Source organism: Hamadaea sp. NPDC050747 (assembly GCF_040654195.1).
GTDB lineage: Bacteria > Actinomycetota > Actinomycetes > Mycobacteriales > Micromonosporaceae > Hamadaea.
The window spans coordinates 606,743-626,931 of record NZ_JBFAHM010000002.1; the positions used below are offsets into that span (position 1 = coordinate 606,743).

The 20,189-nt window shown below is 71.2% G+C and carries 15 protein-coding genes; 9 read left to right on the forward strand and 6 right to left on the reverse strand.

Features of this window, described 5'->3' with window-relative positions; all coding sequences use genetic code 11:
• The first annotated feature begins 25 nt into the window (after positions 1-25).
• The 3 genes from AB0H43_RS06240 to AB0H43_RS06250 are packed head-to-tail and all read left to right on the forward strand — an operon-like array spanning position 26 to position 2,288.
• A complete protein-coding gene (locus tag AB0H43_RS06240) occupies positions 26-322 on the forward strand; it encodes a type VII secretion target (protein ID WP_359997294.1) in 297 nt (98 codons plus the stop codon).
• Between the two features lie 16 nt (positions 323-338).
• Positions 339-1,883: a hypothetical protein gene (locus AB0H43_RS06245; RefSeq protein ID WP_359997297.1), complete on the forward strand. Its 1,545-nt coding sequence runs from the start codon at positions 339-341 to the stop codon at positions 1,881-1,883.
• Between the two features lie 9 nt (positions 1,884-1,892).
• On the forward strand, positions 1,893-2,288 hold the full coding sequence (locus AB0H43_RS06250; RefSeq protein ID WP_359997299.1) for a hypothetical protein: 396 nt from the start codon (positions 1,893-1,895) through the stop codon (positions 2,286-2,288).
• Here AB0H43_RS06250 and AB0H43_RS06255 read toward each other — a convergent pair.
• From AB0H43_RS06255 to AB0H43_RS06265, 3 genes are all read right to left on the reverse strand, one after another.
• Positions 2,260-2,700, reverse strand: coding sequence for a protease inhibitor I42 family protein (locus AB0H43_RS06255; protein WP_359997302.1), 441 nt, complete (start codon positions 2,698-2,700; stop codon positions 2,260-2,262). The genes AB0H43_RS06250 and AB0H43_RS06255 overlap by 29 nt on opposite strands.
• A gap of 31 nt (positions 2,701-2,731) precedes the next feature.
• The gene (locus AB0H43_RS06260; RefSeq protein ID WP_359997305.1) at positions 2,732-3,295 is read right to left on the reverse strand and encodes a TetR/AcrR family transcriptional regulator; all 564 of its coding nucleotides are present in this window, start codon (positions 3,293-3,295) and stop codon (positions 2,732-2,734) included.
• A gap of 93 nt (positions 3,296-3,388) precedes the next feature.
• Complete coding sequence (locus AB0H43_RS06265) at positions 3,389-5,902, reverse strand: ATP-dependent Clp protease ATP-binding subunit (RefSeq protein ID WP_359997308.1); 2,514 nt, start codon at positions 5,900-5,902, stop codon at positions 3,389-3,391.
• 126 nt (positions 5,903-6,028) lie between these two features.
• Here AB0H43_RS06265 and AB0H43_RS06270 point away from each other — a divergent pair, with 126 nt between their 5' ends.
• A complete protein-coding gene (locus AB0H43_RS06270) occupies positions 6,029-7,042 on the forward strand; it encodes an SPASM domain-containing protein (protein ID WP_359997311.1) in 1,014 nt (337 codons plus the stop codon).
• Here the strand turns inward: AB0H43_RS06270 and AB0H43_RS06275 are convergent.
• Entirely contained in the window at positions 7,027-7,608 is a 582-nt protein-coding gene (locus tag AB0H43_RS06275) for a helix-turn-helix domain-containing protein (protein ID WP_359997313.1), read from the reverse strand. The genes AB0H43_RS06270 and AB0H43_RS06275 overlap by 16 nt on opposite strands.
• An 89-nt stretch (positions 7,609-7,697) precedes the next feature.
• Between AB0H43_RS06275 and AB0H43_RS06280 the strand changes: the two genes are divergently transcribed.
• From AB0H43_RS06280 to AB0H43_RS06295, 4 genes are all read left to right on the forward strand, one after another.
• Entirely contained in the window at positions 7,698-8,090 is a 393-nt protein-coding gene (locus AB0H43_RS06280; protein WP_359997315.1) for a nuclear transport factor 2 family protein, read from the forward strand.
• Between the two features lie 60 nt (positions 8,091-8,150).
• Positions 8,151-9,251 carry a sulfite oxidase gene (locus AB0H43_RS06285; protein ID WP_359997318.1) on the forward strand — a complete coding sequence of 367 codons (1,101 nt, stop codon included), beginning with the start codon at positions 8,151-8,153 and terminating at the stop codon, positions 9,249-9,251.
• Positions 9,252-9,341: 90 nt separating this feature from the next.
• On the forward strand, positions 9,342-9,518 hold the full coding sequence (locus AB0H43_RS06290; protein ID WP_359997320.1) for a hypothetical protein: 177 nt from the start codon (positions 9,342-9,344) through the stop codon (positions 9,516-9,518).
• A gap of 39 nt (positions 9,519-9,557) precedes the next feature.
• The gene (locus tag AB0H43_RS06295; RefSeq protein ID WP_359997323.1) at positions 9,558-10,970 is read left to right on the forward strand and encodes a hypothetical protein; all 1,413 of its coding nucleotides are present in this window, start codon (positions 9,558-9,560) and stop codon (positions 10,968-10,970) included.
• A 237-nt stretch (positions 10,971-11,207) separates the two neighbouring features.
• Here AB0H43_RS06295 and AB0H43_RS06300 read toward each other — a convergent pair whose 3' ends face one another.
• The gene (locus AB0H43_RS06300; protein WP_359997325.1) at positions 11,208-11,591 is read right to left on the reverse strand and encodes a hypothetical protein; all 384 of its coding nucleotides are present in this window, start codon (positions 11,589-11,591) and stop codon (positions 11,208-11,210) included.
• 365 nt (positions 11,592-11,956) lie between these two features.
• Here AB0H43_RS06300 and AB0H43_RS06305 point away from each other — a divergent pair, with 365 nt between their 5' ends.
• The gene (locus AB0H43_RS06305; protein ID WP_359997327.1) at positions 11,957-13,612 is read left to right on the forward strand and encodes a DUF222 domain-containing protein; all 1,656 of its coding nucleotides are present in this window, start codon (positions 11,957-11,959) and stop codon (positions 13,610-13,612) included.
• Between the two features lie 1,407 nt (positions 13,613-15,019).
• Here AB0H43_RS06305 and AB0H43_RS06310 read toward each other — a convergent pair.
• Complete coding sequence (locus tag AB0H43_RS06310) at positions 15,020-20,188, reverse strand: caspase family protein (protein ID WP_359997330.1); 5,169 nt, start codon at positions 20,186-20,188, stop codon at positions 15,020-15,022.
• Position 20,189: the final 1 nt, after the last annotated feature.

The window sequence follows — 20,189 nt, forward strand, 5'->3', positions numbered from 1 at the left end:
GTTTAAGTGCGGTACTTTGTCGCGCGTGACTCCGACCGTGATCGCGCGGGGCGATCAGCTCCGGGCCGCTGCCAAGGAACTCCGCGAAGAAGTGGGACCTGGCCTCAGGGCGGCCCACGAGAAGATTCGGGACGACGCCACCGAGGGCGGCTTCGGGCCGACCGCGGCTCCGGTGGCTCAGCAGTTCCTGAACGCGTGGCGAGCCGAGCTGAAAGCCGTCCTCGACGCGGTCGAACAGCTCGCCGGCTCGCTGGAGCAGGCCGCGGCCGGATACGACGCCGCCGACAAGACCGCGTCCAACCGCGTCCACAATCTCCGATGACAGGGACGGTGACCGCATGAGCGAGCGCGAGACGGCCGCCAAGCTGGCGGGGCTGAAGAACGACATCCACTCCAGCTACGGCTTCTGGGGCGCCGACGACCTGGAGGACGCGGTCAACGACGCCTTGGGCGTGGCCGGGCCCCCGGGGCAGCCGAGCACGATCTCCTCCACATCAGACGCCGTACGCAACGCCCACATCGACGTCGACAAGGCGCTCACCGTGGTGCAGAAGCTGCGCAAGGCGAAGCTGCCGGAGGCGTGGAGCGGCGAGGCGCACGTGGCCGCCGACTGCGCGCTGCAGGCGCTCGAGCGGGAGCTGGAACGGGTCGGCGACGCGTTCTACGAGGCCCGGGGCGTGTTCTTCGAGCACGCGCAGAACTTGGCCGACGCGCAGAAGACCGACGCGCACGGCATGGGGCCGCTGGAGAGCGCCCGGGACAAGCTGCGCGGCCACACCGGCTGGTTCACCTACGACGGCGACGCCGTCACAGCCGCCCACCACGAGGCGATGGCCGGCATCGACGACCGCAGCAAGGCCGCCGACCAGGCCCGGGACGCCGCCGAGCGGGCCGAGAAGCTGCTGCGCGACCTCGCGGGGGCGGCTCGGCTGTCGCATCTGTCCGGCTCCAGCCTCGACCCGATCAGCGAGCTGGCGATCGCCGACGCGGGCGGCGGCGGTGACGCCGACGAGCTGATCCTGACGCCGCTCATGGCCGACCGGGCCCGGGAGGCGATCGACAAACTGTCCCCGGAGGACCGCAAGAAGCTCGACGCGCTGCTCGCCGGAGCCAAGTCGCCGGACGAGCAGGCGTACATCCTCAAGGCGATGGCCGCCGGCTATCCGATGGACAAGGTCGCCGAGTTCGACAAGCTGATCCACGACCACGGCGACGACCCGCAGTGGCTGCACGAGCACCTGGCCCCGCTCGACGTCAGCGACGCCTCGAACGACACGCGCGGCCAGCACACCGACACCTTGACCATGGGCAGGGAATGGACGCAGGGGCAGTACCCGACCTGCGTGGCCTCGTCCAACGTGATGGCCCGCAGCCAGGTCGACCCGTTGTACGCGCTCCAGCTGACCACGGGCGGGCATCCCGGCGATCCGGCGTACGACAATCCGGACGCGTTCGCCCAGCGACTGCGCGACGAGCAGGAGCGGGTCTATGACGACGGCCGCAACTGGACCCAGAAGCTGCCGCTGATCGGGTCGGACGGGATGAACTCGGGTCAGTCGGAGTCGATCGCCAACCAGAACGTCGCCCCGCACACCGGGGTCGAGTACGACAACCACGACCTCGACAACGCCGACGACCGCCGCGACGCGCTTCGCAAGGCCGAACAGGCCGTGGACCAGGGCGTACCGGTGCCGTTCGCGTCCCGCGACAGCAGTGGCGGCCATGAGATGCTGATCGTCGGGCACGACGGCGACATGGTGCAGATCTACAACCCGTGGGGCTACACCGTCTGGGTCAACGAGGACGACTTCATCAACGGGCACATGGAAGCCGTGCAGCAGGGCGTACCCACGACGCCGGCCACCATCCGGCTGCCGAAGTAAGGACGAGCGATGCAGCGCAGCCACCCCACCCGCGGCCACGAAACCCGCACCGACGCCGAAGTGCTCGGCCTTGACGTGCCCGAACTGCTGCGCTCCGGCCTGCCCCAGGATCCCAAGTTGTACGCCGAGGGCGCGATCGCGGCGGCGCTGGCCGCCGACCGGCTGGGTGTCCTGCCCCGGTCGATCACCTTCCTGGCCGAGATCGTCCGGCGCGGCGGCCTCGAGTACGCCCGCTCGCTGCCCGAGCCGTTGCCGGAGCCGGAGCAGGCCGCCCTGGTCCGGTCGTGGCTCGACGCGGCGGCCGAGGTGCGGTGGGCGGATGCCTTCGAAGGCGGCGACGCCGTCGCGCGGTGGCTCGACGCCGTCGCGGTGGTGCTCAGCTCCCGACGGTCACAGACCAGCTGACCGTCGACGACGCGGCGCGGCGGCGGTCGTTGTCGCAGCCCTGGAAACAGTTGGTGAGCGTGATCGTGGTGGTGCCGGGGGCCTTGGCCTTGAAGGTGATCAGCCGTTCGCCGGCGCCACCGCCGTCGGCCGGGCCGAAGACGCGGTCCGACAGGCTGTCGGCGACCAGGGTCGACCCGATCTGCTCGGCGATCGCCGGGTCGGCGACGGTGGCGGACCAGTTGTCGCCCACCGACGCGCCCCGGTCACGGACCACGAGGGTGAAGACCGATCCGTCGGAGACCGCCACCGCGGAGTGGCCGGCGTCGTACTGGTCGCCGTAGGTCACCTTGCGATAGACGGCCACGCCGCCGACCACCGCGCCCACCAGAACCACCACCGCCACCAAGGACCACACGAGCCAGCGTCGCATCGGGGCACTATAGCGAAGCGACGGCGCCCGTTCAGGGGCGCAGCCCGGCCAGCACGAAGTCGGCCAGCTCGTCGGCGATCTCGACCGCCTTCTTCGGCCCGTCCGGACGGAACCAGGTGGGCATCGAGGTGTTCACCCCGAAGATCGCCCAGGAGATCACCTCCGGCGACGCGTACGCCGCGAAGACGCCGGACTCCTGCGCGTCCCGGATGATCCCGCGGACGGTGTCCTGGTAGCGCCGCCACTCCGCGCGCAGGGTCTGCCAGCGTTCCTCGTCGAGCCGGGAGGCTTCACGGGAGAACACGGCGACCGCGCGGGAGTTCTCCGACGTGGTCTCGGCCAGCGATCGGATGATCTCGCGCAGCGTCGTGGCGGGATCGGCTCCCTGAGCGACGATCGCGTCCAGGCGGGCCAGCTGGTCGGTGAGCAGCGAATGGTAGATCTCGAAGAGGAGGTCTTCCTTCGCGCCGAAGTAGTGGTAGAGGGCGCCCTTGGTGACCCCGGCCCGAGTCACGACCTGCTGGACCGAGGTGGCGTCGTACCCGTTCGCCGCGAACAGCTCCACCGCGCAGGCGAGAATGCGTTCGCGGACCATGCGCACATCAGAGCGCAGCCCCGGGTCCGATGTCAATTCCGACCGGTCGGTATGCCGCTCGGGACACCGCGTCAGGACGCTCGGACCGCCGCGTCAGGAGGCGTGTGCCGGCACGGCGGGCGAGTCGATCGCCAGATCTCCGCCGCGAGCGTCGACCACCACCCGGGACCCGGGGCCGACCCGCCCGTCGAGCAGCATCTCCGACAGCCGGTTGTCGACCTCCCGCTGAATCGTGCGCCGCATCGGCCGGGCCCCATACGCCGGTTCGAAGCCGTGCGCGACCAGCCACTTGATCGCGTCCTGGGTGAACTCCACGGTGACGTCCTGCGCCCGCATCTTCCGCCGGGTCTGCTCCAGCATGAGGTCGGTGATCTGTTCGAGCTGCTCCTCGTCCAGCCGGTGGAAGATGACGATCTCGTCGATCCGGTTGAGGAACTCGGGACGGAGCTGGTCGCGCAGCCGCCGCAGGACCTGGTCGCGGATCCGCTCCTCGGCCCGTCCGCCGACCTCGCCGTCGGCGGTGAAGCCGAGCCCGGGGCCTTCGGCGGTGATGAACTCCGAGCCGAGGTTGCTGGTCATGATGAGCACGGTGTTCTTGAAACTGACCGTACGCCCCTGGGAGTCGGTCAGCCGTCCGTCGTCGAGCACCTGCAGCAGCAGGTTGAACACGTCCGGGTGCGCCTTCTCGATCTCGTCCAGCAGCACCACGGAGTAGGGCCGCCGCCGGACGGCCTCGGTGAGCTGCCCGGCCTCGTCGTAACCGACGTATCCGGGCGGGGCGCCGACGAGCCGGCTGACCGTGTGCCGCTCCTGGTACTCGCTCATGTCGAGGCGGATCATGCGATCCTGGCTGCCGAACATCGCCTCGGCCAGCGCCCGGGCCAGCTCGGTCTTGCCGACGCCGGTCGGGCCGAGGAACAGGAAGCTGCCGATCGGGCGGTTCGGGTCGCCGAGGCCGGTCCGGGACCGCCGGATCGCCTGCGCCACCGCGCGTACCGCCTCGTCCTGGCCGATGAGCCGCTCGTGCAGCCGCTCCTCCAGGTGCGACAGCCGGTGCTTCTCCTCCTCGGTCAACTGCTGCGCGGGGATGCCGGTGGCCCGCGCGACGATCTCGGCGATGTCCTCCGGGCGTACCTCGGGGACCCGGGTCCGGTCGGTCGAGGCCCGCGCGATCTCCTCGCGGATGGTCGCGATCTCGTCGCGCAGCTCGCTCGCGCGCTCGAACTGCTCGCCCGCGACCGCCTGGTCCTTGTCCCGGCCCAGCTGCTCCAGCCGCGTCTCCAGGTCACGCACGTCGGCGGTCCCGCCGTGACTGCGCAGTTGTACGCGCGCGCCCGCCTGGTCGATGAGGTCGATCGCCTTGTCCGGCAGGAACCGGTCGGCGAGGTAGCGGTCGGACAGCTCGGCCGCCGCGATCAGCGCCTCGTCGGTGAACCGTACGCCGTGGTGCGCCTCGTAGCGGTCGCGCAGCCCGCGGAGGATCTCGATCGTGTCCTCGACCGACGGCTCCGGGACCAGGATCGGCTGGAACCGCCGTTCCAGCGCCGGATCCTTCTCGATGTACTTGCGGTACTCGTCGAGCGTCGTCGCCCCGACCACGTGCAGTTCACCCCGGGCCAGCGCCGGTTTGAGCATGTTGGCGGCGTCGGCCGAGCCCTCGCCCTGTCCGGCGCCGACGACGGTGTGAACCTCGTCGATGAAGATGATCAGCTCGTCGGAGTGCGCGCGCACCTCGTCGATGAGGTTCTTCAGGCGCTCCTCGAAGTCACCGCGGTATCGCGTGCCGGCGACGAGACCGGTGAGATCCAGCTGCACCACGCGCTTGCCCCGCAGCGTACGCGGAACGTCGCCGTCGGCGATCCGTTGCGCGAGCCCTTCCACGATGGCGGTCTTGCCCACCCCGGCCTCGCCGATCAGGACCGGGTTGTTCTTGGTACGCCGCGACAGGATCTCGACGCACTGCTCGATCTCGCTCGCGCGCCCGACGACGGGGTCGATCTCGCCCGCGCCCGCGGCGGCGGTCAGGTCCCGGCCGTGCTTGTCGAGGGTCGGCGTGGGTGAGCTGGCCGGCTGCTGCTGGCCACCGGCCATCCGTTCGACCGCCGCCTGCTGGAGCTTCTCGACGGTGACGCCACGAGCGGCGAGCAGGCGGCCCGCCTCGGTCTCCTTGTTGAACGTCAAGGCCAGCAGGATGTGCTCCGGCCCCAGGTAGGAGGCGCCGACCGCGCGGGAGATCTGATGGGCCTGCAGCAGGACGCGCTTGGCGGCCGGCGTCAGCGCGGGCATCTGCTGCGAGGCTTCGCCCCGTTTGCCGATGCTGGTGATCTCCTCCGCCATCGAGTCCGGATCCGCGCCCGCACCGGTCAGCAGCCGGCGCAACGGCGGCCGCTGCGTGACCGCCCAGAGCAGATGCTCGGTGTCCAAGTCGGCGCTGCCGAGGTCGGCCGCCTTGACCGCGGCCTGTTCCACGAGTTCGCGCGCGTCCTGGCTCATCAGGCGACCCAGGTCGATGCGGCGTGGGCCGCCGGCCGGAGCCGAGCCGAAGAAGCGGTTGACGAAGTCGTCGAACGGGTCGGAGCCGGACGGCCCCCAGTAGCCGGTGGTCACAGCGATCTCCCCCCAGACGATGCGGGCAACCTGCGTCGGCTACCCCACCGTAACCGGCCTCAAACACCGAGGTCCGCCGTTTGGGCGGGGCCGTTTCGCCCAGGTCGATGCGGGTACGCGACGCCCATGGACGATCGCTATCCGGCGACTCCCCCGCTACCCAGCTCGCTTCAGGTGGAGATCACGTCCGCCTGCAACCTGCGGTGCGCCATGTGCCTGGTGAGCTATCGGGCGCCGGTGAACAAGCTGGCCGGGGCGATGGGGCCGGACCTGTTCGAGCCGTTGGTCGACTCGCTGCCCGAGCTGGACACCCTCACCCTGCAGGGGCTCGGCGAACCGCTGCTGTCGCCTTACCTGCTCAGGCACATCGGGTACGCCAAAGAACGTGGTGTTCGCGCCGGCTTCAACTCCAACGCCACGCTGCTGACGCGGGGCCGGGCCGAGGAGCTGGTCGGCTCCGGAGTCGACTGGCTGCACGTGTCGCTGGACGGGGCGCGGGCGGAGACGTTCGAGGGCATCCGGGCCGGTGCGGACTTCGATCGGGTCGTCGGCAACCTGTCCGGCCTGGTCGAGGCGAAACGGTCGGCGGACTCCCCGAGTCCGTGGATCCGGGTCGTGTTCGTGGCGATGCGCCGCAATGTCGGCGAACTGGCCGCGCTCGTCCAGCTGCTCGGCGAGGTGGGCGTCGACGAGGTGCGGGTGCAGAACCTGTCGCATTCCTTCTCCGACACCGACCCGTCCGGCCAGTACGCCGGAATCCGCGACTTCGCGGCCGCCGAGGCACTGTGGACGGGCGCGGACTCCGATCGCGTGGGCGAGGCGTTCGCCGAGGCCCGCGACGCGGCCCGGGACAACGGCGTACGCCTGCGGCTGCCGGGCCTGACGCCGGCTCCGTCGCGGGATCCGGACCGGCCGGGCTGCACCTGGCCCTGGGATTCGGCCTACGTCACCAGCGCCGGTGTCGTCCAGCCGTGCTGCATGGTGATGGGCGACGACCGGGTGCACCTGGGCGACCTCACCGAGCAGACGTTCCCGGAGATCTGGCACGGCGAGGCGTACCAGGAGTTCCGGCGGCAGCTGACCACCGAGGAGCCGCCCGAGGTCTGCCGCGGCTGTTCGCTGTATCAGTCGACCTTCTGAGCGCCGCCCGGTGGCCGCAGCCCGTCCAGGACGACCCGGACGACGCGTACGCGGGCGGCCGGGTCGTCGCTGAGGTGCTCGACCGCACGGGACGTCCCGACGAGCAGCCCCAGCAGATCGGGCAGCGTCACGTCGGACCGCACGGCGTCCGCCTCCTGCGCCCGCGTCAGCAGTACGCCCAGCGCCCGCCGGACCCATTGCCCGACCTCCGGGCTGTCGGTGGTCACGCCGGCCCGGGCCAGCGCGTCCACCAGGGCGTTCTTCGTCGCGGCACCCTCCACAGTGGTCGTGAAGAACTCGGCGAAGGCGGCGCCCGGATCGGCGCTGGCGGCCAGCTGATCGGCGAGGTCGGCCAGCCGGGCGAGCCGGGCGTGGTAGACCGCCTCGATCAGCTGTTCCTTGGTCGGGAAGTGCCGGAACACGGTGCCGACGCCCACGCCGGCCGCGCGGGCCACATCCTCGGTCGACGCGGTCACGCCCTGTTCGGCGAAGACCTGCTCGGCCGCGACCAGCAGCTTTTCCCGGTTGCGACGGGCGTCGGCCCGCAACGGCGGATCGGGAGTCATCGCGACCCCCTCGACAACCGGAGTCGCGACTCCGTATAGTTGTTAACCGGAGTGATCACTCCGATAGTGTACGGCGAAAGGACTCCGTCTTGACACCCCAGGAGCTGTGGCACGAGCGTGTCCGGATCATCAACGAACACCGCTGGGCCGACCTGGCCGGCCTGTACGCCGACGACGCGGTCGTCGAGATGGCCTTCGCGACGCCGGAGCCGTTCCGGATCAGCGGCCGCCAGGCGCTGGCCGACCGGCTGACCTCGATGGGGCAGGGACCGCTCCGGTTCGAGGTACGCGACGCCGTCATCCACGAGACGGCCGACCCGGAGACGATCATCGTCGAATACCGCTATCACGGGACGAACACCGCGACCGGGCAGACCGGCGAGATCAACAACATCCAGCTGTTCCGCAGCCGGGACGGCAAGCTCGTCGAGACCCACGACTACCACGACCACCACGCGATCGGCGTACTGCTCGGACGTTGAGGCGGGCAATCGGCCGGTGATCCGCTTCCGGCGGGGCGGCCCAGGGACGACACTGACGGAATGACGATCGACGAGGTCAGCCGACCCGGCCGCCTGGCCGCTCCGGGCGAGGCGATCAGCTCCGAGGAACTGGCGCTGGCGGCCCGCAACCACGGGCTGCCGCTGGAGGCGCTGCGCTGGGAGATCACCCCGCCCGGCCTGCACTACCTGCTCGTGCACTACGACATTCCGGCGCTCGACGCGGACGCCTGGCGGCTGCGGGTCGGCGGCCTCGTGGACACCCCGCTCGATCTCGACCTCGCCGCCCTGCGGGCGCTGCCGGCCCGGACCGTCCGCGTGACCATGGAATGCGCCGGCAACGGCCGAGCCCGCCTGGAACCCCGCCCGGTCAGCCAGCCGTGGCTGGTCGAGGCGGTCGGCACCGCCGAGTGGACCGGCGTGCCGCTGCGGGAGGTGCTCGACGCGGCAGGCGTACGCCGGGAGACCGTCGACGTCGTCTTCACCGGCGCCGACCACGGTGTCGAACGCGGGGTCGAGCAGGACTATCAGCGGGCGCTCTCGCTGGCCGAAGCCCGCCGCGACGACGTGCTGCTGGCGTACGCGATGAACGGCCAACCCCTGCCGCCACAGCACGGCTTTCCGCTGCGGCTCGTGGTGCCGGGCTGGTACGGCATGGCGCACGTGAAGTGGCTCGTCGGGATCGAGACGATCGACCGGGAGTTCGACGGCTTCCAGCACACCGTGGCGTACCGGATGCGGCAGTCGCCGGACGACCCGGGTGAGCCGGTGACGCGGATCGCCCCGCGGGCGCTGCTCGTCCCGCCGGGCCACCCCGACTTCATGAGCCGTACGCGGATCGTCCGCCCGGGGCCGGTGACACTCGAGGGGCGAGCCTGGTCAGGCCGGGGGCCGGTCGAGCGCGTCGAAGTGAGCGCCGACGACGGACGCACCTGGTTCGAGGCCCGGCTGGAACCGGCCGGCGAGCATCCCTGGGCCTGGCGACGGTTCACCGCCGAGTGGCAGGCCGAGCCGGGCACTCACGTGCTCGCCGCTCGAGCTGTCACGGCCGACGGTGAGGCGCAGCCCGCCGACCAGGTGTGGAGCCGGGGCGGATTCGCCAACAACGCCGCACAGCGGATCGACGTGCTCTGCACCAGCTGAGAAGTCTTCGGCAAGTCGTGGCATAGAACTCGGCCTCGGGGTAATACTTACGATATCGGAGTTTACGTCCCGATAAAGGGGGGTGCCGCGATGGCGAGCACACCGAGTTACGCGGAGTTCATCCGGGCCGATCGCCAGGCACGAGCCGCACGACACGTCGACGGTGAACAACTCAGCATGCCGACCCTCGACTGGATCGACTTCCTGCTCCGCGCAATGGTCACCGCGGTCACCGCGCCGGCTCGGTGGGTGTCGCACTCACGATAGGGGCCCCCGGGAGTTGACCGATCGGCCTACCCTCTGCGCATGCAGCGGGACGAGATAGACGGAGTTACCGTCGTCTGGCACCCGGCCCCCGGCCAGCTGTCGGCGACCCTGACCTTCGGGTGCGGGCTGCGGGACGAGGACGTCGACCGGATCGGTCTGACGCACCTGGTCCAGCTGCTCGTCACGGACGCGGTGGGCGTACCGGTGGACTCGATGGCGTCCACGATAGACAGTCACTTCGCGGTCGCCGGGCCGCCCGAATCGGTCGCGCAGCGGCTGACGGCCGTCTGCGAGGCGCTCACGAAGCTTCCGCTCGACGCGCTCGACGACGTCGCCGCCTCGGCCGACCCCGGTGACCGGTTCCTGGACCTCGACATCGACGACGCCACCCGCGACCCGTGGGGGTCGCTGCTCGCCCACCGGCTCGGCCCGGCCGGACTCGGCCTGGTCCGGTGGGCGCCCGTGGCGTACCAGCAATTCTCGAAAGACGAGATCCGCGCGCATGTGGCGCGCGGCTTCACGGCGGGCAACGCGGTTCTCGCGCTCAGCGGCCCGCCGCCGGACGGCCTGCGGCTGCCCCTGCCCAGCGGCCCGCGGACCTCGGCCACGCCCTCCGCCCTCCCGGCCGTCACGACGCCCAGCTGGTACGCCGATGAAGTCGTCGCGCCCGGCATGGCGTTGACGGCGACCCCCGGACCGGAGTCGCTGGCCGTCGTGTCCCTCTTGGACGCCCGAGTGTCCTCGGCGTTGCGGGCGCACGGACTGGACTACTGGCAGACTTGCTGGTACTCCCCCGTGGACGCGAACCGCGTCGAGATTGGACTGAGCCTGCACGCCGTCAAGGGCCGGCGCAAGGCCGACTCGGCCTACGCCGCCGCGACGCTGTGGCGGGAGCTACGCCGGTTGGCGCGCGGCGACCTGACCGCCGACGACCTGCGCCCGATCGCGGACGGTCGCGCACGCTACGACGACTTGGAACGCACCGCCAAGGCAGCCTTGTTCGAGGTCACCGACGAGCCGACCAGCAACCAGCTCGCTGCGATCGCCACGCTGTCGCCGACCGCGGTCGCGACCGCGGCGGTCGGCTGGCTGCGGTCGGCGACCGTCGTCGTGCCGTCCGGAGTCGCCGCGGAACTCGACGGCCTGACCGAGACGCGCTGCCCGACCTCCGAGGTTGTGCCCACCGGCGAAGTCATGCGGCCGTCGCGGTGGCGGCGCTGGCGCGGCGACGACGACCGTCTCGTCGTAGCGGCCGACGGCTTCCACGTCGTGTCGGCCGACGGCCGGGTGCACTCCTTCCCGCTGGCCGACACGATGGTCATCGAGCGAGGCGAGGAGCTGCTCCTCGGCAACCTCCGGCACGGCTGCGTCGTCGACGTCAGCGCGTACGCCGGAGCCGAGCTGCTCGGCGATCTGCTGCCCGCCCGACGCCGCCGCCGCGCCGCCGACTGACCGCCTGCCCACATCGCCGCAGGCTGCAACGCCCAATGGGACGAACGCGCCATCGTTCGAGATCACGAAGATTGTCCGGCTCGGTACGCCCTCGGTTAATTCAGCTGCCTCAATCGCTCACACGAACCGTCCTCTGGCGAGTGGCGACGCACCCGACTTCGCGAGACGCGGACAGCCGCACCGGACTACGCAACCCATCGTCGATCGCGGGTCAGCAATCCGCTCCAGCTCGGACCACTAGGCTCCTAACTCCTTGGCCCAGTGCTGGTAACACACTTCTCGTTCGGCAGCAGCATCCCCCAGGAAGGCATATCCGACCTCGCTGGTGTCCCCGCGGACCACGAGAGCCGCGAGTGAACGCTCGTCATGGTCGATGCAGTCCTCGGAGAGGACGTCGAGGGCATCGCCCAGCACGCCTTGGTAGGGGTAGTACCGACGGTCCAGCGCCACCGACAGTTGCTTGTAGGTAATGGTCTCCTTACGCAGGGCCACCTGGATGAGCACACCTCGCATCACCGGCAGGGTCTCCAGCATCAACTCAGTGATGCAGATGTCCTTCTTGCGCGCGGTGCTGTGGACCTTCTGGCCGATGTGGTAGCGGAAGTGGCTGGACTGGCCCATGTCGGTGGCTCCTCAAGTGTGACGCGCACAGAGTCTAGCCAGCCGAACTCGCGAGGAACGCCGCTGCAAGGTCGGGCGGTTCAGCCACAGCGCTCCTGCTCGGGTGTCAGGCGCCAGTCGGCGACTCGGGTTCCAGGCGCGGCCGTGATGACGATTCCGGACGGGTCATCGGATACTGCGGCGAGCCGTGGGGCTCGGACCTGCTGTTCAGGGCCTGTTCGATGGCGTCCAAAACCATGGGTTGAAGGCAGTCTCGCGATTGTCCGATTGGGACGAGTCAAGGGCTTGATCGTTTGTCGGCATCTTGTGTGCCGGATGGCTTTTCCCCCGGTTAGTGGTCCGACAGACGTTCTAAACTCGATCTCATGGGCACGGGGGTGTTGGCGCAGGTGGAGGCGGATGTCGCCGAACTGCTCGCCGGTCCCCTGTGGACGCTGTCCGACGCAGAGTTGACCGATGAGGTGCGCCGGGTTTATGCGACGATCCAGCGTTTGTCGGGTCGGTTGGCGGCGTTGATCGCTACCGCGGACGGGCGTGAGGTTCCGTATAACGCGGGTGCGACGGGGACGGTGAACTGGCTGACGTTTCTGTTGGCGATGCGGGATAAGGACGCTCGTGCGTGGGCGTCGTTGGCGGCGATGCTGCCCTCGGTTCCCGTGGTGGAGTCGGCGTTGTCTTCCGGGCAGGTCAACGTGGAGCAGGCGCGGGTGATCGCCAAGACCGTCCACGACCTGCCCTCCGCTGTGGGTGAGGTCGGCAAGGCGAAGGCCGCCGATGCGCTGACGAGGTTGGCTGTCGACGATCGCCTGCGCCCGGAGGTGTTGGAGAAGCACCGGTCGCAGATCCTGGAGATGGTCGCACCCGAGATCGCCGAGGAACGCCTGCGCAGGGAGTTGGAACGGGCCGAACGCTCCGCGCACGATCGGCGTGACTTCACCCTCGTGCCCTATGGCGACGGCGAATACCGCGTGCGTGGGGTGCTGGACGCGGAGATGGCCGCGATCGTCCGCACCGCCCTCGACCCGCTGTCCGCGCCCCGCAAACCCGCCCCCACCGCAGCAGCCACATCCGCATCCCCGTCCGGCGATCGTGCCGGGCCTGGTCGCGCGTGCGCCCGTGCTGGCGCGCCAAGCGGGAACCGCGGCGCGAGCGGGAACCGCGGCGCGAGCGGGAACCGCGGCGCGTACGGGAACCGCGGCGCGTACGCGAACCGCGGCGCGAGCGGGAACCGCGGGGCGGGAGGGGAAGACAGCGCGAGCGGCGATGGCGGCGCAGGCTGGGAAGGTAGCGCCGGGTGTGACGACCGCGCGAGCGGAGGTGGCCACGCAGGCTGGGAAGGTAGCGCGGGCTGGGAAGGTGGCGCGGGGTGTGAAGGTGGCGCGGGCGGAGGCGGCGGGGGCAGAAACGGTGCTGCGGGTTCAGCTGGCCGGGTGCTGCCGGGCGAGGCGGATTTGCGTTCGGCGGGTGCCCGGCGGGCTGATGCTTTGATCGAGTTGTGCCAGCGGATCCTCAACGCCGGCGAGCTGCCGGACAACGGTGGGGAGAAGCCGCACCTCACGGTCACCCTGCCCTGGGACGCCCTGCAAGCCAAAGTCGGCGCCGGCCTGCTCGACACCGGCGACCTGCTCACCCCCGAGACCGTGCGACGCCTCGCCTGCGACGCCATGATCATCCCCGCCGTACTCGGCGGCGACGGCCAAATCCTCGACATCGGCCGCGCCCGACGCCTCATCGACGGACCCCTGCGGCGGGCACTCGTGCTGCGCGACAAGGGATGCGCCTTCCCCGGATGCGACCGGCCACCCCAGTGGTGCCACGGCCACCACCTCAAAGCCTGGGCAGACGGCGGCGACACCTGCCTTGCGAACTCAGTCCTGCTCTGCGCGTTCCACCATCGCGAAATCCACCACGGACACTGGCAAGTACGCATCCGACCCGACGGCTTCCCCGAATTCCTCCCACCCACCTTCATCGACCCACAACGAAGGCCCGTCCGCAACACCCTCCACCGAAGATGCTGACGCGCCAGCCGCGCAACCGCCGCAATGCGCCCTACATGTGCGATCTGCAGCCGGATCGCGACGACATTCACCCTCCCTATGCGCAAAACGAGGCCTGAGCGCACACCCACGGCGAATGATCCCGAGAAAAGGCCAGGAATCGCATACCGAGGGCACACCACGGCAACTCCTGCGCCGACCCGCTCCCAAGGCCCGTCCGCAACACGCTCCACCGAAGATGCTGACGCGCCAGCCGCGCGACCGCCGCAATGCGCCCTACAGCTGCGATCGCGGGGCCGACCGCGGCGACATTCACCCTCCCTATGCGCAAAACCCGGGCCTGAGCGCACACCCACGGCGAATGATCCCGAGAAACGGGCAGGAATCGCATACCGAGGGCACACGACGGCAACTCCTGCGCTGACCCGCTCCGAAGGCCCGTCCGCAACACCCTCCACCGAAGATGCTGAGCAAATCAGGCACTCGTGCGCCCGACATCCGCGATCTCGGGCGATCGCCGCGACGTTCGCCCTCCGTATGTGCGAAAGGCGCTCCGAGCGCATACACAGGGCGAACGAATCACCCTTCGCCGGACGTCGGGCACCTCCACTCATCCTGTGCGCGGGCTTTCGACCTCGACAGCCTCGGCGTTGCGGCCAGTCGCCGGAGAACCCCGGCAACGCTCTCGTGCGCTGTCTCTGGTGTTTCCGGATGGCTGCCACCCCACGTCGCCACACCCCGCTCGAAGGTATCCGGCAGGACTTCCCGCGCTTCTCGCACGTGGTCCGCGCGGGCGAGCATCGCGCCGAACGTATGGCCCGATCGGAGGGTGGTTCCCAACTCGGTTTCGCCGGATCGCGGCGACGAGGACGGCCTCGGCCCATCGGCGTACCGCTGCCGGGCCGGACCAGCGCCTTCTGAGCACTTCTCGTGTGAGCCGGTGCAGCTGAACGACTTCACGGCCCACCTTGGCCAGCCCAAGCTGGCCGATCGCGGCGATCGCCACCGACAGATCGAGTCCTGACGCGGCTGCGTCCCGCAAGCGTTCAGGAAACTCCGGTGCGTCACCGACGAGGCTCGCGATCGCGTCGGCTTCCGCTCCAGTGATGTTCGGAGCGAGTCGCCATAGCAGGTCTGTCGATTCCGACCGGGCGGAAGACGTCCACCTCCACGACGTGTGCGGCGGTCCCCAGCCGTGGTCCCGCGACGTGATGAGCACATGACCAGGTCCTCCCGGCAGCCAGGGCATGATGTCGGCGGGGGCTTCTACGTTATCGAACACAAGCAGCCATCGTCGCAGCTGACGCAGGCGGCGCCCGGACTTCACGAGCCACGGCAGGCACGTTCATGTCCCCGCCGGGGCCGTGCAGCGCCAGCACGGCAACCCGGTCCATGAGGGTCACGGAACTCGTCCGCGTCGTGGCGGGGTCAGCCCGGCAGGCGGAGGCTTACCAGGCCGAGGTCGGTACCGACGACGAGGTGCGCCGCGTCGCGTACGGCGACTGCGTTGACCGTCGCGGACAGCCGGACGCGGGCCATGTCGACTCCGGCGAGCGAGCGTACGCACAAGGTCTGGTCGGTGCCGCCGCTGACGAGGATCGGCCGGTCGCCGAGGCGGCCGAGGGCCACGGTGTGCACCCAGCCCTGGTGCACTGTCGAAGGTGGACCGATCGGTTCGCCGGCGGCGGCGTCCCAGGCGCGTACGGTGCCGTCGTTGCTCGCTGTGGCGATGACCAGACGGTCGCTCAGTTCCGCGCAGGAGACGGCGTTGACGTCGTCGGTGTGCCCGATCAGTGGGTCGCCGACGGGCTCGCCGGTCTCGGCGTCCCAGATTCGGACCACCTGGTCGTGGCCGCCGGTCACCACGACCGGCCGCCCGGCGAGATGGGCGAACGCGACGCCGCTCACGTAGCCCTCGTGTGCGGCGATCGGCGGGCACACCGGCTCGTGGTCGTCCGGATCCCAGATCCGCACCAGGTGATCGTTGCCGCCCGAGATCACCACGGGACGCCCGGCCACGTGGCCGAAGGCCACCGCGTTGACCACGCCGCGGTGGCCGGTGAACGGCTCCCCCACTGGTACGCCGGTCGCCGGGTCCCAGAGGCGTACGGTGCGGTCGTCGCCGGCCGAGGCGATCAGCGCCCGGCCGCCCCACTGTCCGTACGCGACTGATCGGACGCCGTCGGCGTGCCCGGTCAGCGGCGGACCCAGCTGGCGGCCGGTTCCGGCGTCCCAGCGGCGTACGGTGTGATCGGTGCTGCCCGACACGACGACCAGCGAGCCGTCGAGGCGGCCCAGCGCGACGGCGGTCACCGGGCCGGCATGGCCGTCGAAGGGCGCGGCGACGACCTGCCCGGTCGCGGCGTCCCAGGCGCGGAGCACGTGATCGGCTCCCCCGGCGATCAGCAGCGGCTGCGGTCCGGCGAAGGCGACCGACCGGACGCCGGCCGGGCCGGCGTACAGGTCGCCGACCCGTTCGCCGGTGCCCGCGTCGGCGATGCGCACGTACGCGTCGGCGCCCCCGCTGACGATCACGGGTTCCCGGCCGAGGTTGCCGAACGCGACCGCGTGGACGGCCGCCCGTTCCACCGCCGGATCGTCCAGCGCCTCGCCGGTCTCGCCGTCCCAGAGGCGTACGGTGCGGTCGAGTCCGCCCGAGGCGACGACGGGCTGCCCGTCGACGGTCGCGATGGCGACGCTGGTGACGACGTCGGTGTGCCCGGTCAACGGTTCGGCGATCGGCTCGCCGGTGGCGGCGTTCCAGAGGCGTACCGTGTGGTCCGCTCCACCTGAGACGATCACGGGACCGCTCTCGGCGTCGCCGACCGCGACCGCGGTGACCGGCGCGTCATGGCCGGTCAGCGGCGCGTGCACGGGACGGCGTCCGGCGGCGTCCCAGACCCGCACCGCACCGTCGTCACCACCCGCCACGATCACCGTATGCTCGCCGGCCGCGCCGATCGCGACGGAGCGCAATGGCGTCCCGGCGTCGACCGGTTCCCCGACCGGCTCGCCGGAGGCGGGGTCCCACAGGCGTACGGTGCGGTCGGCGGCGGCCGACGCGATGACGGGCTGCCCGTCGATCTCCCCCAATCCGACGGCGGTCACCGCGGCGGTGTGCCCGGTCGACGCCGGGCCGAGCGGCTGGCCGGAGACGGCGTCCCAGCGGCGTACGGTGTGGTCGGCCGAGCCGGAGACCACGACGGTCTCACCGTCGGCCGCCCCGGCGGCGACCGCCGTCACCGCGCCCGTGTGACCGGTGAAGGGTTCGCCGATGGGCTCGCCCGACGCCGAGTCCCACAGCCGGACGGTCTCGTCCGCGCCACCGGAGGCGATCATCAGGCGGCCTTCGCGGGTGCGGCAGGCCACCGACAGCACCCAGCCGGTGTGCCCGGTGAACGGCGCGCCGATCAGGGCGCCCGTCTCGGCGTCCCACATCTGGACGGTCTGATCGTTGCTTCCCGAGACGATCACCGGCTGCGTGCCCCGATGGCCGTACACCACCGCCGTCACCGCGGCGGCGTGACCGGCGTACGGCGTGGCGAGCAGGTCGCCGGTCTCGGCGCCGCGAATGTGGACGCGATGGTCGTCGCCACCGCAGATCACCGCCACCTCGTCGCCGATCCGTCCGAACGCGACGGACCGGATCCTGCCGTCGTGCTCCAGCGGTTCGCCGATCGGCTCGCCGGTCAGCGCGTCCCAGAGCAGGACGGTGCCGTCGGCTCCCCCGGCGGCCACCGCCGTCCGATCCCGCACGCGGCCGACCGCGACGCAGTACGCCCCGGCGGCGAGCCCGGTCAGCGGACGCCCCACGGAACGGCCGGTAGCCGCGTCCCAGACGCGGACCGCCTCGTCCTCGCCGCCGGACACCACGACGGGACGGCCGTCGAGGCGGCCGAACGCCACGGAGCGGACCTCGCCGGGATGGCTGCGGCCGCCGGGACCGGGCAACGGGCGGCCGGTGACGGCGTCCCAGCGGCGTACAGTGCCGTCGTTGCCGCCCGAGATCACGATCGCCCGGTCGTCGACCTGCCCGAAGGCCACGGTCGTCACCCAGTCGGTGTGCTCGGCCAGTGGCGGCCCGAACGGCCGTCCTGTCGTGACGTCCCAGAGGCGTACGGTGCGGTCGGCGCTCGCCGAGGCGATCACCGAGCGTCCGGTGACCTCCCCGATCGCCACCGCGGTCACCCAGTCGCGATGCCAAGTGAGCGTCTGATGTGGAGGATGCTGCCGCAGGGAGGCCCAGTGCGTCGCCCAGGGCAACGGCAGTCCGCTGGCGGAGATGTCGTCCGCGAGGTGCGGCGCGCGGGCGCTGCGCGCCGCGAGCTGCAGGTACGCCGCCTTCTCCCCCGGATGCGCCTGCATCCGCCCGGCCGCCCGCCGGTACGCGTCGGCGGTGGCCCGGGCGCGCGGTGTGCGTACGTGGTGCAGGACGGCCAGCAGGGGGCCGGGCGGGGTCTCGGTCAGCAGGCGGGGCTCGGCCAGCAGCTCGTCGAGGCGATCGGCCGGGGCGGCGTGCCCGGCGACGGCCGCCGCGGTGTACGGATGCGCCCGCGCCCAGTCGCGCGTACCGTCCGGCAGCCGGGGCACCCGGTCCAGCAGCACGTCCACGATCGCGCCGTGGTCCGGGCCGGCGTCGCGGCCGGTGCGCAGGTGGGCGCCCAGCGCCGCGTGATACAGCCGGTACGCCGACCCGCGGTTCAGCCGTGTCTCGACGACGTAGTACCCGGCGTGCTCGATGAGCCAGTCGAGGTCCCGGTTGCCGCACCTGCGTCCGGTCAGCCGGGTCACCAGCGTCGGCCAGACGTCCTCCCAGGGCAGCCCGGTCGTCTGGGCGTACGCCAGCGGCAGCAGCAGGTCCCGCGCCCGGTCGGCGGCGGGACCGAGGCGTCCGTCGAGGTCCTGCCGCATCGCCTCGGCCGCCTCCCGGGGCAGCGACGTACGCCAGCCCGCGTCGTACGGATCGGCGACCGGATCGTCTCGCAGGGCCAGACTGCGCGCGGTGATCAACGCGACCAGGAAGGAGTCCCCGGCCGCCTCGGCGATCGCGTCCACCAGGGCGTCGAGGTACGCCGGGCGCAGCCCCCGGTACGGCGAGGACTCGACCAGCTCCGTCAAGCACGAACGCACATAACGTCGCAGGCTCGGGCGGTCGGCGTACCGCCGATCGAGATGGACCACGTCGAGCGGTGCCCCGAGAGCGCCGATGAGATGGCTGCGCGTGCCGATGAGCAACCGCAGCGGGACCCGCGTCGCGGCCTTGACCAGCGGGGCCAGGACCGTGTCGACGAGCGCGAGTCCGGCGGCCTGGGTGTCGCCCGGTTCGCCCGCCGCCTCGTCGAGCCCGTCGATCACGACGGTGACCGCCTCGTCCCGGTCACGCAGATACGAGACCAGGCCCCCGGCGGTGTCCACGGCGGCGACGTCGTCCACGCCGCAAGCCTCGGCGAGCGCCGCGAGCAGGCCCAGGGGCGTCAGCCCGCGGGCGTGGACGAACCGGGTGATCGACCCCGGCGCCGGAATGGTGTCCGGCGGCAGCGAGTGGATGTTGGGTATCCGGGCGCTGCGGGCCGGATCGGCGAGCATGTCGAGCCGGGCGAGTAGGGCGGACTTGCCCGAACCGGGGTCGCCGGTGATCACCATCGTGGACGGTCCTGCTCCGGCGAGCCATGCGGTGGCCTGCCGCAGCGCCGCATGCCGCCCGGTGAACAGCCACAGGTCGTCCCGTTCGACGAAGTCCGCCAGGCCCTGGGCGGACAGTCCGGCGGCTTCGCGGTCGCGTTGCCGGGCATCGCGTTGCAGCCGCAGATCCCGGGTACGGACGTCGATTGTGGAGTACCACTCGTCGTAGCGCCGGTTCGGGAAGAACTCGGCGGCCCGCTCACCGACGAACAGCAGCCTTGCGGCCTGATCGGCGACCGCGCCCCCACTCGCGGCCATCTCCGCGTTGATCTGGGTGACGAGCGGGTCCAGCGGGATGTGCCGGACCTCGTTCCCGGCCAGCGCCCGTTCGCGGACGGCGCGGGCGAGCGCCTGCGTGAACGTGCCGACCCCGGCCTGCTGATAGTCCCGGGCGCCGACGATCACCGCGACCGCGGGCCCGCTCGCGGTACGCCGCAAGCGGTTGACGAAACCGACGGCCCCCGCCGCCAGGGATCCGCCGCCGGCCCCGGCGTAACAGGTGTCGAGGATGACCAGCAGTTGCTGACCGACCAGCTGGCCGGGCTCGTCGCTGTCGAGCAGGCGTCCGGTGAGGTCGCCGGCCCGCAGGAAGGTGAACGACCGGTCGTGGGTCGCGTCGGCCATGGGCAGCAGGAGCACGTCCCGGGCCGATCCGGCGACCTCGCCGTGCCCGGTGTAGTAGACGACGATCACGTCGTCCGGCCGACGTGCGGCGTCCAGCAGGAACTCCCGCAGCCGGTGGACGAACTCGACAGACGTCAGGTTCAGCCCGAAGCCGGGCACCGACTCGTACCCCAATTCGGTGAACAGTTTCGTGGCCCGGTCCAGTTCGGCGGCCAGCTCGGGCAACGAGGCCAGCCCCGTCGACGGGGCGTACTCGGTGGTCGCCGCGCCGACGAAGAACCGTCCCGCCACG

Excerpts from the sequence above, each read along its gene's own strand:
- AB0H43_RS06255 (WP_359997302.1), bottom strand. The coding sequence starts at position 2,700 with ATGCGACGCTGGCTCGTGTGGTCCTTGGTGGCGGTGGTGGTTCTGGTG.
- AB0H43_RS06275 (WP_359997313.1), bottom strand. The coding sequence starts at position 7,608 with ATGACTCCCGATCCGCCGTTGCGGGCCGACGCCCGTCGCAACCGGGAA.
- AB0H43_RS06245 (WP_359997297.1), top strand. The coding sequence starts at position 339 with ATGAGCGAGCGCGAGACGGCCGCCAAGCTGGCGGGGCTGAAGAACGAC.
- AB0H43_RS06260 (WP_359997305.1), bottom strand. The coding sequence starts at position 3,295 with ATGGTCCGCGAACGCATTCTCGCCTGCGCGGTGGAGCTGTTCGCGGCG.
- AB0H43_RS06250 (WP_359997299.1), top strand. The coding sequence starts at position 1,893 with ATGCAGCGCAGCCACCCCACCCGCGGCCACGAAACCCGCACCGACGCC.
- AB0H43_RS06290 (WP_359997320.1), top strand. The coding sequence starts at position 9,342 with ATGGCGAGCACACCGAGTTACGCGGAGTTCATCCGGGCCGATCGCCAG.
- AB0H43_RS06285 (WP_359997318.1), top strand. The coding sequence starts at position 8,151 with ATGACGATCGACGAGGTCAGCCGACCCGGCCGCCTGGCCGCTCCGGGC.
- AB0H43_RS06305 (WP_359997327.1), top strand. The coding sequence starts at position 11,957 with ATGGGCACGGGGGTGTTGGCGCAGGTGGAGGCGGATGTCGCCGAACTG.
- AB0H43_RS06295 (WP_359997323.1), top strand. The coding sequence starts at position 9,558 with ATGCAGCGGGACGAGATAGACGGAGTTACCGTCGTCTGGCACCCGGCC.
- AB0H43_RS06300 (WP_359997325.1), bottom strand. The coding sequence starts at position 11,591 with ATGGGCCAGTCCAGCCACTTCCGCTACCACATCGGCCAGAAGGTCCAC.
- AB0H43_RS06270 (WP_359997311.1), top strand. The coding sequence starts at position 6,029 with ATGGACGATCGCTATCCGGCGACTCCCCCGCTACCCAGCTCGCTTCAG.